We start from the raw sequence: 12,120 nt of genomic DNA, 5'->3' as shown, positions 1-12,120 counted from the left end.
TAGAAATGAAATGTCCATTTTGTAATTCTGAAGATACAAAAGTAGTAGATAGCCGTTCTTTTATGGATGGATATTCGATCAAGAGACGTCGTGAATGCATAAAATGTGAAAAGAGATTCACTACTTTTGAAAAAGTAGAAGAAACTCCTTTGTACATAGTGAAAAAGGATAAAAGAAGAGATAAATTTGATAGAAATAAGCTTATGAGAGGACTTGTAGCAGCTACAGTAAAAAGAAATATAAGTAGAGAGAGTCTTGAAACTTTTGTTCTTGAAATAGAAAAAACTATTCAAAATTCATTGAGAGGAGAAATTACAACTCAAGAATTAGGAGAAATGGTAATGGAAAGACTGAAAAGTATAGATCAAGTAGCATACGTGAGATTTGCTTCAGTATATAAAGAATTTAATGATATAAAGTCTTTTATAGAAATTGTAGAAAATATAAATAAAGATAATGACAAAAAAGATTAGAAGCAGGTGAAATAATGAGAATACTTTTTATGGGAACTCCTGAATTTGCAGTTCCTTGTTTTGATGTATTAAACTCGAAATATGAAATAATAGGTGCTTTTACAAAAGTAGATAAACCAAATATGAGAGGAAAAAAAATAAGATTTACTCCAGTAAAGGAATATGCTTTAGAACATAATATACCTGTATATCAACCAAGTAGTTTAAAAACTGAGGAAATTCAAAATACAATCAAAGAATTAGATCCAGATTTAATTGTGGTAGTAGCTTATGGAAAGATACTTCCTAAAGAAATAATAGATATACCAAAATATGGAGTTATAAATGTTCATTCATCTCTTCTTCCGAAATATAGAGGAGCAGCACCTATAAATGCAGCTTTGATACATGGAGAGAAGGAAACAGGGGTAACTATAATGTATATTGCAGAAGAATTAGATGCTGGAGATATTATACTCAGTGTTTCAACTGAAATAAAAGATGAGGATAACTTTCTGACTCTCCATGATAGGCTGAAAGATTTGGGAGCAGAAGCTCTTTTAAAAGCGGTAATGCTTATAGAGAAAGGAAAAGCTCCAAGAGTAGCACAAGATCATTCGGAAGCAACTTTTGTAAAACCTTTTAAAAAAAAGGATTGTAAAATAGATTGGAAGAAAACTGAAAGAGAAATATTTAATTTTGTAAGGGGAATGAATCCTTTTCCAAGTGCTTATACAATTTTAAATGATAAAATATTTAAAATATATAGTGTAAAAGAAAATTTTAAAAGTTATGATGAAGGAATAATTGGAGAAGTTGTGGATGTAAAAAAAGGCACAGGAGTTATTATAAAAACTGGAAATGGAAGTGTTATACTGACAGAAGTGAAGCCTGAAAATAAAAAACTCTTAAATGGGACAGATATTATAAATGGGAATGTTCTTAAAAAAGGAGATATATTAAATTAACTGTACAGCTGGAAGGAGAAACTATGATATTAGATGGAAAGAATATCTCTTCTCAGATAAAAGAAGAGCTTAAAAAAGAATTAGCAGAAATAAAAAATAAAACTGAGCTTGTACCTGGATTTGCAATAGTAATGGTTGGAGAAAATCCAGCATCGAAAATATATGTAAATTCAAAAATAAAAGGTTGCAAAGAGATAGGCATAGAGTGTTTTCCACATTTTCTTCCAGAAGATGTAAGTGAGAAAAAACTATTAGAAACAATAGATGAGCTTAATAAAGACAGAAAAGTAGATGGAATGCTTGTACAGCTGCCACTTCCAAAACATATAGATGAAAATAAGGTTATACAGAAAATTGCTTTAGAAAAAGATGTAGATGGGTTTAAGCCTGAAAATTTAGGACTGCTTTTTTTAGGGAATAAAACTTCATTAAAGCCATGTACTCCATTAGGAATAATGGAACTGTTAAAGAAGTATTCAATAGAGCTGCAAGGAAAAGATGTAACTATTATAGGAAGAAGCAATATAGTTGGAAAACCTATGGCAGGATTTTTTATAAATGCTGGAGCAACTGTTACAGTATGCAACAGTAAAACAAAAAATCTCAAAGAAAAAACTAAAAATGCAGATATACTTGTAGTGGCAATTGGAGCTGCTAAATTTGTAACAGAGGATATGGTAAAAAATGGAGCAGTAGTGATAGATGTAGGAATAAATAGAACAGAAGATGGACTTTTTGGAGATGTGGATTTTAAAGAAATTGAAAAGAAAGCAGCATATATAACTCCAGTTCCAGGAGGAGTTGGGCCAATGACTGTTGCAATGCTTTTTCATAACACAGTGGAGGCTTTTAAAAATAACAGAGGAATATAAATATACTTAAAGATATGGAGGGAGAAGATAGATGAACGAAAAAGAAAAGAGAGAGTATTACATTGTTGATAAAAGAATACTACCAAACTCTATTCAGAGCGTAATTAAGGTTAACGATTTGGTGCAACACAGTAAAATTTCCAAGTATGAAGCAATAAAAAAAGTAGGGATAAGCAGAAGTACATATTATAAATATAAAGATTTTATTAAACCTTTCTTTGAAAGCGGAAAAGATAAAGTATTTAGTATTCATATGTCACTTGTGGATAAACCAGGTATTCTTGCAAAAGTTTTAGAAATAATAGCTACTGAAGATATGAATATACTTACAATAATACAAAATATTGCTATAGATGGAATTGCTAAATCGACTATATCACTTCAGACTACTGAAAATATGCTTAGAAAGATAGAGGGGATGCTGGAAAGAATATCAGAAGTTGATGGAGTAAAAGATTTAAGAATAATAGGAAGCAACTAAATTTGGAGGAAAAGATGAAAATTGATTTAAAAATTATAAAAGATTTAGCAGAAAATATTGAGAAATATAATTTAAATGAAGTAGTTATAGAAAGTGAAGGAGCAAAAGTAACATTAAAAAAAGAAATACCAGCAATGGTAGAAACAGTGTCAACAATTTCTAAAGCTGCAATAGTGCAAAATGCTGAGGAAGGTGTTGTAGAGACAATTATAGAAACTGCAATAGAAACAGAAGAAATGGAAACAATAAATTCTCCAATGGTAGGAACTTTCTATAAATCATCAGCTCCAGGGAATCCAGCATTTGTAACAGAAGGACAAACAGTTTCAACAGGAGATACATTATGTATAATAGAAGCAATGAAACTTATGAACGAGGTTAAATCACATAAAAATTGTACAATAGTAAAAATTTTAGTGGAAGATGGCCAACTTATTAAGAAAGGTGACAAATTATTTTCTATAAAATAAAGCCAGATTCTTTCTGGTTTTTATTTTTTTTAAATGAAATTTGACTTTTTTGCAGTATACATATATACTAAAAGGTATTCTTTGCAAATCTTCTATAAAATTTATAAAATTCAAGTATAAAAAAATGATTGTATCTTGGAGATATACTGAAGTTATGTTGTTTTTTGATAAATTATATGGTAAGATTATATAACATGGAGGTGTTCTATGAAAAAAGTTAAGGATGTATATAATAAAAATATAGTCACAATAGGGAAAGATACTCTTCTGGGAGATATCATTTTTATAATGAAAAATCAAGGATTTGGAAAACTTCCAGTAGTGGATGGGGATAAAGTAATTGGTGTAGTAACAAGGGAAGATATACTTATAAAACAAGGAAAAACTCCATTACCACCAGTTATTGCATTTTGGGAAGTAATGATAGCGCTTCCTAATAGTAAAGGATATAAGGAAAGCTTGAAAAAATTTATTTCATTTAAAGTAGAAGATATTATGCAGAAAGATTTTTATACTGCTGCTTTAAATGATGATTTAGAAGATGTAGTTACAAATATGCTCAATAAAGGATATAATTATGTTTTAGTTATAGAAAATGAAAAATTAGTTGGAATAATCACAAAGAGTGATTTAATAAATAAATGTTATTAGTTTAAAAAATAAGGAAGGTGTATGAGTAAAAGTGGACACGTACCAAAATGTTGTGTTACTTGTGTTTTTAATTTTGTTATCGGGATTTTTTTCTGCTTCAGAAACTGCTTTAACAGCATTTAGAAGTATACATTTAGAAAAATTGGAAGATGGAAAGCATAGTGAGCAAGTAAATCTTTTAAAAAAATGGTTAAAAAATCCGAATGAGATGCTTACAGGATTGTTGTTAGGAAACAATATAGTTAATATACTTGCTTCTTCAATAGCAACTATAGTTACTATTCAATTTATGGGAACTTCAAGCAAATCAGTTGCTGTTGCAACTATTGGAATGACTATTGTTATATTAGTATTTGGAGAGATAACTCCAAAAATAATAGCTAAAAATCATTCATTAAAGATAGCAGGAGTGGTTATAGTTATTGTTTATTGGTTTAGCTTTTTTACAAAGCCATTGATCAAAATATTGATATGGATATCAAAATTTATAGGAAGACTTCTTGGAATAGAGCTAGAAGATGAGACATTGATGATAACAGAAGAAGATATAATTTCTTTTGTAAATGTGGGAGAGGCCGAAGGAATAATAGAAGAAGATGAAAAAGAAATGATTCATTCTATAGTAGGTTTTGGAGAGACTTCTGCTAAAGAAGTAATGACACCTAGAACTGCAATGCTTGCATTTGAAGGAAATAAAACAATAGACGATATCTGGTATGAAATGGTAGACAATGGATTTTCTAGGATACCAGTATATGAAGATACTATTGATAATATACTGGGAGTGCTTTATATAAAAGATATAATGAATTGTATAAAAGATGGGAACACAAATGTTTCTATTAAAAATTTTATCAGGCCTGGATATTTTGTTCCTGAAACTAAATCTATTATAGAAATATTAAAAGAATTCAAAGCTCTTAAAGTACATATAGCATTAGTATTGGATGAATATGGAGGAATAGTAGGACTTCTTACTATAGAAGATCTTATAGAAGAAATAGTTGGTGAAATACGTGATGAATTTGATACTGAAGAAGAAGAATTTGTCACACAAATAGATGAAAACAGCTATGAAGTAGATGCTATGATAGATATAGAAACTTTGGATAAAGAACTTTCTTTAAACCTTCCAGAGTCTGATGATTATGAAAGTCTTGGGGGATTGATTGTTACTGAATTAGGAAGATTAGCTACTATTGGAGATGAACTTAAATTCAATGGAGTTAAACTGAAAGTATTAGAAATAAATAAAATGAGAGTATCAAAGGTTCTAATAGAAAAGGAGCAGCAGTCTGATGACTAAACATATAAAAAGTTATTTTTATGCAGGATTATTTTCTCTTCTCCCATTAGTACTGACATTATATATCTTTAACTGGATAATGAGTTTAGTAATGATAGTTTTAAATGATTCTTTTGTTACAAAAGTAATAAAAGAAATTATATTAAATTTGGTAGGAGAGGAAGATTATTTATTTTATTTCCAAGTATTAACATATGTATTATCATTAGTTACAATGATTGTATTCATTTGTTTTGTAGGTCTTACATTAAAAATGGTATTTTTTGCAAAAATAGCTAAAAAAGCAAAGGTTTTTTTAGCTAAAATACCATTTATAAATCAGATATATTCTACAATAAGCCAAATAACAGATGTTATTACTTCTGATAGGTCAAAAACTTATCAAAAAGTAGTAGCAATAGAATATCCTAGAAAAGGAATCTATAGTATAGGATTTTTAACATCTGAAAGCAATCCAACTGTAGAAAAAGCAGTAGGAATAGAAAGAATGTATAATATTTTTATTCCAACTTCACCTAATCCAACTTCTGGGATGTTTATAGTTATAAATGCAAAAGATGTAAAAATATTAGATATAAAAGTTGATGATGCAGTTAAATTAATAATATCTGGGGGAGTTATTCTGCCAGAAAAACATTTAGAAGAAAAAAATGAAGAACAGGAGCAGATAACAGTAGAATGAAAAAAATATTTTTTTTATTAGGAATATTACTTTTGAGTGGATGCTCTGGAGCTGGTAAAAGAGAAAAAAATCTTATTCAAAATGATCATGCTTTTATAAAGGGAGTAAATCTTTATCATAAGGGGAAGAAAAAGGAAGCTTTAAAAGAGTATGAGCAAATATATAAAAATGATTCAAAAAATCTTATGGTAATGAAAGAGATGGCAATAGTGAATTGTGAACTTGGCAATAAAGAAGCAGCTATTTATTATTTAGAAAAAGCTTATGAGATAGCCCCAAATGATGAAAGTGTTATAAAAAATTTGGCTAATGTCTATTATAGAGATAAACAGTTTGAAAAAGCAGAAAAATATCTTAATATGTTTTTTAAAAATTCAAATGATAATGATATTTTGAAACTTAGAGGATATATAGCTTATGCAAAAAATGACTATGAAAAATCATATAATTATCTAAAAGAAGTACAGGAAGAAAAATATGATATGAGATTGTATCATACAATTAAGAATAATCTCATAAAATTGGATAAAAAAGAAAATTTATATTCTTTATTGAATAAAAAATATGATAATTATAGTAATGAAAGAGACTATATAATTTTATATTGTGATTCTTTATCAACTATATTCAATGAAAAAGATTCAGCAACAAAGATATTGTTAAGATATATATCAGAATATGGTGGAGATGATGAGCTTTTTTTAATACTTTCAACTTTGTATTTAGAAAATGGAGAGGAAAAAAAAGCACTTAATTCATTTAAATTAATTTCAAATAATTATAAATATAAACCAGAATATATAGAACTTAAAAAAAGTTTAAATAGAAATAGCATAGAGAATTAATGGGGTGAAGTGAAATGGACTTGAAAAAATATGTAGCAACTGTATTAGATTTTCCCAAAAAAGGAATTGTATTTAGAGATATAACTCCCTTAATGAATGATGGAGAAGCTTATAAAGAAGCTACTGAGCAAATAGTAAATTTTGCTAAAGAACATAATATAGATGTGGTAGTTGGGCCAGAAGCTAGAGGATTCATTTTTGGGTGTCCAGTCTCATATGCTTTAGGAATAGGATTTGTTCCAGTTAGGAAACCAGGAAAACTTCCAAGAGAAGTAGTGGAATATTCATATGATCTTGAATATGGATCAAATGTTTTATGTATCCATAAAGATTCTATCAAACCTGGACAGAGGATTTTAATAATAGATGATTTACTAGCAACAGGTGGAACAATAGAAGCAGTTATAGAACTAGTTGAATCTCTAGGAGGAATAGTTGCGGGACTAGCATTTTTAATTGAACTTGAAGAGTTGAAAGGAATGGAAAAACTTAAAAATTATCCTACTTTGACTTTGATGAAATATTAGAATAGCAGAAGCCTGACTCAGAATTTACTTGTTTTGGTTGGGCTTTTTTATTTTAGGTTCTTTTAAAATGAAATCACATTATAGAAAAGAGGAAATATATGAACTATTGGGAAGAAATTGTAAATCAGATAAATAAGAATAATTTAAAAGTAGATCTAGAAAAAATCAAACTAGCTCTATATTTTGCTGAGGAATGTCATGAAGGACAATATAGAAAATCTGGAGAAGATTATATCATGCATCCTGTGGAAGTTACTAAAATTCTTATAGATATGAAAATGGATACAGATACTATTGTAGCAGGAATACTTCATGATATAGTTGAAGATACATTAATAACTTTAGCAGATATCAAGTATAATTTTGGAGATACAGTAGCAACACTTGTTGATGGAGTTACAAAACTAAAAAGCCTTCCTAATGGTACTAAAAAGCAAGATGAAAATATAAGAAAAATGATTCTTGCCATGGCACAAAATCTTAGAGTTATAATAATTAAACTTTCTGACAGACTTCATAATATGAGAACATTAAAATATATGAAACCTGAAAAACAGATTGCTATATCACAAGAGACTCTAGATATATATGCCCCTCTTGCTCATAGATTGGGAATAGCAAAAATAAAATGGGAACTTGAAGATTTATGTTTGCGTTATTTAAAACCAGAAGAATATGAACATATTAAGTCTTTAATAGATAGTAAAAGGGATGAAAGAAGCAAGTATGTAGAAAGCTTTATAAAAACTATAGTAAAACTTTTACATGATACAGGTATTAAAGGTAATGTTAAAGGAAGATTTAAACATTTTTATAGTATATATAAAAAAATGTATGAAAAAGGAAAAGAATTTGATGATATATACGATCTTATGGGAGTACGTATAATTGTAGACACAGAAGGTGAATGCTACAATACTCTTGGAGTTATACATAGTCATTTCAAACCTGTACCTGGAAGATTTAAAGATTATATAGCAGTACCAAAATCTAATAATTACCAATCCATACATACAACAATAGTTGGTCCACAGGGTAAATTCATTGAAATACAAATAAGAACAGAAGAAATGGATAGAGTAGCTGAAGAAGGAATAGCTGCTCATTGGAGTTATAAAGAAAAAACAAAAGTTACAAAAGGAGATCAGGTATATGGATGGCTTAGAAATATATTGGAACTTCAAAATGAAGCTGAAGATACACAGGACTTTATTAAAAGTGTAACTGAAGATATAATGAATGAAACAGTTTTTGTATTTTCACCCAAAGGAGATATACTGGAACTTCCACAAGGATCTACACCTTTGGATTTTGCTTTTGCAATACATACACAGATAGGATGTAAATGTGTGGGAGCTAAAGTTAATGGGAAGATAGTTACACTTGATTATAAATTGCAAAATGGAGATAGAGTAGAGATAATTACTGCTAAAAATTCAAAAGGACCTGCAAAAGATTGGTTGGATATAGTAGTTACTCATGGAGCAAAAAGTAAAATTAGAAAACTCCTTAAAGAACAGATAATGGATGAAACAATAAAGAATGGTAGAGAAAATCTTGAGAGAGAATTAGGAAAATTAGGAATATCTCTGAAAGAGATGGAAGAGGACCCTATCATTAAAAAACATATGGAAAAGAATAATATTAGTAATCTAGATGATTTTTATTACCATGTGGGAGAAAAGAGAAGTAAAATAGATGTTATTATAAAAAAACTTAGAACACGAATAGAAAAAGAGAGAGCTATTTCAAATATCAATATTGATGAGCTTATAGAAAAGAAAAAAGAGAAAGAAAAAAGTACTTCTGATAAAAATGATTTTGGAATAGTCATTGATGGAGTGAATAATACTCTTATAAGATTTGCAAGATGTTGTACACCTCTGCCTGGAGATGAAATAACAGGTTATGTGACTAAACTTACAGGAATAACAGTTCATCGCAAAGATTGTAAAAACTTAAAAAGTATGATAGAACATGACCCTTCTAGAGAAATAGAAGTAGCATGGGATAAATCTCTGACAGAAAAAAAAGTAAATAAATATAAATTTACATTTAATGTTCTTGTTTATGACAAACCTAACATACTTTTAGAGCTCATCAATACAATAGCAAATCATAAAATAAATCTTGTTTCTGTAAATTCAAATGAAATAAACAAAAATGGAGAGAAGCTTATAAATATAAAATTGACTATTGAGATAAGTGACAAGAGTGAGTACAAATATTTATTAAATAATATAATAAAATTAAAAAATGTAATATCAGTAGACAGATAACATAAGATAGGAGAATATATGACAATTAAATTGCCTGTTACATATGAACTGGTAAAAAATCAGGGTAAAGCCAGAGCAGGAAAAATAACAACTCCACATGGAGAAATAGAAACACCTGTATTCATGCCTGTTGGGACACAGGCAACTGTAAAAACTATGACACCAGAAGAACTGGAAACTATTGGAGCTGAAATAATTCTTGGAAACACGTACCATCTTTATCTAAGGCCAGGAGATGAGCTAATAGCAAAATTTGGAGGACTTCATAAGTTTATGAACTGGAATAGACCCATACTTACTGACAGTGGTGGATTTCAGGTATTTAGTCTTGGAGCTTTGAGAAAAATCACAGAAGAAGGAGTAAAGTTTAGTTCACATATAGATGGTTCAAAACATTTTCTCTCACCTGAAAAATCAATAGATATCCAAAATAATCTTGGATCTGATATAGTAATGCTTTTTGATGAATGTCCACCAGGGCTATCAGCAAGGGAATATATAATTCCATCTATTGAGAGAACTACCAGATGGGCGAAAAGATGTATAGAAGCTCATAAAAAACCCAATGAACAAGGGTTATTTGCAATTGTTCAAGGTGGGGTTTATGAAGATCTTAGGGATAAAAGTTTAAGTGAACTTATGGAGATGGACAAAAGTTTTTCAGGTTATGCAATAGGAGGCCTTGCTGTAGGTGAACCTAGAGAAGATATGTATAGAATACTTCATCATATAGTAGAAAAATGCCCTGTAGAGAAACCTAGATATCTAATGGGGGTAGGGGAACCTCTTGATATGCTGGAAGCTATTGAGGCAGGAATAGATATGATGGATTGCGTACAACCTAGTAGAATTGGAAGGCATGGAACTGTATTTACAAAATATGGAAGACTTGTCATAAAAAATGCTTCTTATGCTGAAGATGATAGACCACTTGATGAAGAGTGCAGTTGTTATGTATGTAAGAATTATACAAGAGGTTATATAAGGCATTTGTTTAAAGCTGAAGAGATTCTTGGACAGAGACTTGCTACTTATCATAACCTATATTTCCTTTTAAAATTGATGAAAAATGCAAGAAAAGCTATATTAGCAAATAAGTTTGAAGATTATAAAAATAATTTTATAAAAAATTATACTTTAGGAAAAGAATCTGAATGGGTTAAACCTAAGAAAATAATTGAAAAATAGAAAAAAATTGTTGTAAAAGAGAATGGTTTTAAGAAACTATTCTCTTTTTTTGTTTGCCTGATTTTTTTTAGAACGTAACTGTATTATTTTTTTATTTTTAATAAAATAATAGATTATCTAAGTATCTTAAGAAATATATTCTTCAAAAAAAAAGCACATTATGTTATAATTGTTCTATAAAAGTTCTTTTTATTTACAAATAATACATTTTTAAATTATAAAACTGGACTAAATTAAAATGGTTTAAAGAATTAAAATGTATTATTTGTTTGACAAAAACTACAAAAGGAGGAAAGAAGTATGAAGAAAATTTTGGGGATATTTCTTTTTCTATCTTGTTTGACAACAGCACTTTATTCACAAGAAATAAGTGAAAAAGAGGGAAAAAAAGTTCTTGAACAGATAAGAAGAGAAATACAGGATCTCTTGAGGAAAAAGTATTCAGAAGTGAAAACACTACTGAAGCTAGAACAGCAGCAGCAGGGGCAGCTTTTGAAATAGGAAAGGAAAGAATGGCTTTTTTGAAAATGGAAGAAGAAGAAATCATGAAGCTTGAAGAAGTTCTGGGAATGGAAGCAGATGAAAACAGAGTATTTTTAAGTCAGAAGTTTGATGAAGTATATGATAAGTTCAAAACTAATAATAATGAGATTGAACTTCTGTTACTTGAAAATGAAAAACTTAATGAATACTTGAGCAGATTAGACAGAATGGAGCAAAAAGTAAGAGCAGGAAATTAAATAGGGGGAAGATTTTATGAGAAAAGGTGACATAAGCAGAGGAAATACAGGAAACTAAAAGTGATCTTTTAACAAAAATACAGACAGAGCGCGAAGAAATAAGAAGGAAGATAGCAGAAAATGAAAGATTAATAAAAGAATACAACTCAGATTTTGTAGAACTTGTAAGAAAGGGAGATTTTTATTCTAAACCTTTAATACCAAGTACACAAGTTTTTTTATCATATCAATATTTAGATAGTGGAAAGATGAAAGACAGAACAAATGAGGAGTTTAAAGAAACAATAGATGCAATCAATAAGCACTATGGAACAACAAGTGGAAGAAGTCTACTCAGATCTTCTGGAAATATAGGAAAAGATAAAATAATGGCTGGAAATGGAGTAGCTGTTGATAATGAAGTATTCAGAGAAACAATTGAGGTAGGAGCAAATATAAAACCAATACAGCCAGATTTACCAGTAGTAAATCCAAGTATATCAGTAACAGCATCAGCACCAAGTGTAAACTTAGGAGGACTTCCTGGAACAGTAACTCCTGCAATAGTAGGAATACCAACAATCACAGCACCAGTAGTAGCTGTTCCAGTGGCTCCTGCAGGAGTATCAGTAACAGTGACAACACCAGCAGCTGTTGATAAAATAACAGTAACAGCACCA

General features: G+C 29.3%; 13 protein-coding genes and 1 pseudogene. All 14 read left to right on the top strand.

Annotated features, from left to right (window positions below):
- The first annotated feature begins 5 nt into the window (after positions 1-5).
- On the top strand, positions 6-473 hold the full coding sequence (gene nrdR / locus E6771_RS08830; RefSeq protein ID WP_005951286.1) for a transcriptional regulator NrdR: 468 nt from the start codon (positions 6-8) through the stop codon (positions 471-473).
- Positions 474-487: 14 nt separating this feature from the next.
- A complete protein-coding gene (gene fmt, locus E6771_RS08825) occupies positions 488-1,420 on the top strand; it encodes a methionyl-tRNA formyltransferase (protein WP_316090910.1) in 933 nt (310 codons plus the stop codon).
- 23 nt (positions 1,421-1,443) lie between these two features.
- A complete protein-coding gene (gene folD / locus E6771_RS08820; RefSeq protein ID WP_316090909.1) occupies positions 1,444-2,292 on the top strand; it encodes a bifunctional methylenetetrahydrofolate dehydrogenase/methenyltetrahydrofolate cyclohydrolase FolD in 849 nt (282 codons plus the stop codon).
- Positions 2,293-2,323: 31 nt separating this feature from the next.
- Positions 2,324-2,773: an ACT domain-containing protein gene (locus tag E6771_RS08815; RefSeq protein WP_005951295.1), complete on the top strand. Its 450-nt coding sequence runs from the start codon at positions 2,324-2,326 to the stop codon at positions 2,771-2,773.
- A 14-nt stretch (positions 2,774-2,787) separates the two neighbouring features.
- Positions 2,788-3,243, top strand: a complete 456-nt coding sequence (accB, locus tag E6771_RS08810) for an acetyl-CoA carboxylase biotin carboxyl carrier protein (RefSeq protein ID WP_316090908.1) — start codon at positions 2,788-2,790, stop codon at positions 3,241-3,243.
- 207 nt (positions 3,244-3,450) lie between these two features.
- Positions 3,451-3,894 carry a CBS domain-containing protein gene (locus E6771_RS08805; RefSeq protein ID WP_316090907.1) on the top strand — a complete coding sequence of 148 codons (444 nt, stop codon included), beginning with the start codon at positions 3,451-3,453 and terminating at the stop codon, positions 3,892-3,894.
- Between the two features lie 31 nt (positions 3,895-3,925).
- Complete coding sequence (locus E6771_RS08800; RefSeq protein WP_316090906.1) at positions 3,926-5,200, top strand: hemolysin family protein; 1,275 nt, start codon at positions 3,926-3,928, stop codon at positions 5,198-5,200.
- Positions 5,193-5,882: a DUF502 domain-containing protein gene (locus tag E6771_RS08795; RefSeq protein WP_316090905.1), complete on the top strand. Its 690-nt coding sequence runs from the start codon at positions 5,193-5,195 to the stop codon at positions 5,880-5,882. Before E6771_RS08800 ends, E6771_RS08795 begins: the two co-directional genes overlap by 8 nt.
- On the top strand, positions 5,879-6,727 hold the full coding sequence (locus E6771_RS08790) for a tetratricopeptide repeat protein (protein WP_316090904.1): 849 nt from the start codon (positions 5,879-5,881) through the stop codon (positions 6,725-6,727). Before E6771_RS08795 ends, E6771_RS08790 begins: the two co-directional genes overlap by 4 nt.
- 14 nt (positions 6,728-6,741) lie before the next feature.
- Positions 6,742-7,254, top strand: a complete 513-nt coding sequence (locus E6771_RS08785; RefSeq protein WP_316090903.1) for an adenine phosphoribosyltransferase — start codon at positions 6,742-6,744, stop codon at positions 7,252-7,254.
- Positions 7,255-7,352: 98 nt separating this feature from the next.
- Entirely contained in the window at positions 7,353-9,533 is a 2,181-nt protein-coding gene (locus tag E6771_RS08780) for a bifunctional (p)ppGpp synthetase/guanosine-3',5'-bis(diphosphate) 3'-pyrophosphohydrolase (protein WP_316090902.1), read from the top strand.
- A gap of 18 nt (positions 9,534-9,551) precedes the next feature.
- On the top strand, positions 9,552-10,721 hold the full coding sequence (gene tgt, locus E6771_RS08775) for a tRNA guanosine(34) transglycosylase Tgt (RefSeq protein WP_316090901.1): 1,170 nt from the start codon (positions 9,552-9,554) through the stop codon (positions 10,719-10,721).
- A gap of 300 nt (positions 10,722-11,021) precedes the next feature.
- Positions 11,022-11,461, top strand: a pseudogene (locus tag E6771_RS08770) (hypothetical protein).
- A gap of 248 nt (positions 11,462-11,709) precedes the next feature.
- Positions 11,710-12,120 (top strand): hypothetical protein (locus tag E6771_RS08765; protein WP_316090900.1); only part of this gene is annotated, 411 nt, incomplete at its 3' end.

Origin of the sequence: Fusobacterium sp. (assembly GCF_032477075.1) — a bacterium.
Taxonomy (GTDB): domain Bacteria; phylum Fusobacteriota; class Fusobacteriia; order Fusobacteriales; family Fusobacteriaceae; genus Fusobacterium_A.
This window is presented reverse-complemented; position numbering and strand designations above follow the sequence as displayed.

Bases quoted from the DNA above. Each gene is read 5' to 3' on its own strand.
- accB (WP_316090908.1), top strand. From the start codon at position 2,788: ATGAAAATTGATTTAAAAATTATAAAAGATTTAGCAGAAAATATTGAG.
- tgt (WP_316090901.1), top strand. From the start codon at position 9,552: ATGACAATTAAATTGCCTGTTACATATGAACTGGTAAAAAATCAGGGT.
- E6771_RS08805 (WP_316090907.1), top strand. From the start codon at position 3,451: ATGAAAAAAGTTAAGGATGTATATAATAAAAATATAGTCACAATAGGG.
- E6771_RS08780 (WP_316090902.1), top strand. From the start codon at position 7,353: ATGAACTATTGGGAAGAAATTGTAAATCAGATAAATAAGAATAATTTA.
- E6771_RS08785 (WP_316090903.1), top strand. From the start codon at position 6,742: ATGGACTTGAAAAAATATGTAGCAACTGTATTAGATTTTCCCAAAAAA.
- E6771_RS08815 (WP_005951295.1), top strand. From the start codon at position 2,324: ATGAACGAAAAAGAAAAGAGAGAGTATTACATTGTTGATAAAAGAATA.
- fmt (WP_316090910.1), top strand. From the start codon at position 488: ATGAGAATACTTTTTATGGGAACTCCTGAATTTGCAGTTCCTTGTTTT.
- nrdR (WP_005951286.1), top strand. From the start codon at position 6: ATGAAATGTCCATTTTGTAATTCTGAAGATACAAAAGTAGTAGATAGC.
- E6771_RS08795 (WP_316090905.1), top strand. From the start codon at position 5,193: ATGACTAAACATATAAAAAGTTATTTTTATGCAGGATTATTTTCTCTT.
- folD (WP_316090909.1), top strand. From the start codon at position 1,444: ATGATATTAGATGGAAAGAATATCTCTTCTCAGATAAAAGAAGAGCTT.
- E6771_RS08790 (WP_316090904.1), top strand. From the start codon at position 5,879: ATGAAAAAAATATTTTTTTTATTAGGAATATTACTTTTGAGTGGATGC.